The organism is Microvirga sp. P4_G7 (assembly GCF_056401005.1).
The window spans coordinates 1-885 of sequence record NZ_JBFUKD010001039.1; the positions used below are offsets into that span (position 1 = coordinate 1).

General features: G+C 63.5%; 2 protein-coding genes. One reads left to right on the plus strand and one right to left on the minus strand.

The window, feature by feature from the left end; all coding sequences use genetic code 11:
- Window positions 1–433, plus strand: a 433-nt coding sequence (locus tag AC1DT3_RS22850) for a transglycosylase SLT domain-containing protein (RefSeq protein ID WP_477467447.1), incomplete at its 5' end; no start/stop codon positions are given.
- A 4-nt stretch (window positions 434–437) separates the two neighbouring features.
- Here AC1DT3_RS22850 and AC1DT3_RS22855 read toward each other — a convergent pair.
- The coding region (locus tag AC1DT3_RS22855; RefSeq protein ID WP_477467448.1) for a hypothetical protein at window positions 438–885 on the minus strand (448 nt) is incomplete at its 5' end.

Consider the following 885-nt stretch of genomic DNA (forward strand, 5'->3'; position numbering starts at 1 on the left):
CGGCATGTTGTATTCGGTCGGCCTCGCCGAGACCGGCAGGAAGGGCTCCCTGCAACCCTTCGCCATGAATATCGAGGGCAAGGCATATTTCGCTACGAGTGCCAGCGACGCGATGCGTCGGTTCAGCGAGGCAAGCCGGGACGGTGCGAAGCTCATCGACCTCGGTTGCATGCAGATCAACCATCACTATCACCGCGATCGCTTCAGTYCGCTCGCGAGCATGCTCAACGCCCGCGACAACGTTGCCTATGCCGCGCAGTTTCTCAAGGAGCTGCGTGTGCGCGAAGGAAGTTGGACGATGGCAGTCGCGCGCTATCACGCCGGACCGAACAACAATCCTGCCCAAAAGCAATACGTCTGTCGCGTCGTCGCCAACATGGTCGCGAGCGGGTTTGGCGAATGGACGCCCGGCGCGCGGGCGTTCTGTCAATGACCTGCTAGCGGGTCAGCGTCAGGAGCCGTCCGGAACCGGACAGCATGCCACTGAAACTCGCTCCATCGCCCGGCATGCGCGCCACAACGGCACCACGCGCATAGAGCAGCAAAATCCCGTCGACGATCGACCATGAGTTGATTTGCTGCAGGGCTTCGTCGTCGCAGCGCGACGGATAGGCCTTGAAGAGATCGAGTGCTGCAACGCTGGACAATTGCAAGCGACAGGCGGTTGCGCCCGTTCTGATCGTCCAGTTGCCGGCCAAGGTCGCAGGCACCGGCCGCGAGGACGGGGGAAGCGGTTTTATCTGCGTCTGGGTCGGTGTCGCCGGACGCGGTGCCGGCAGAGGATCGCGAGCCGTAACCGGCGCCCGCGGCGCGCGGTCTGCGGCAAGATCTTCAGGGGTCGCAGCCGACGTCCTCGGTGAAACCGGTTGTGCACGGCGGTTCTTG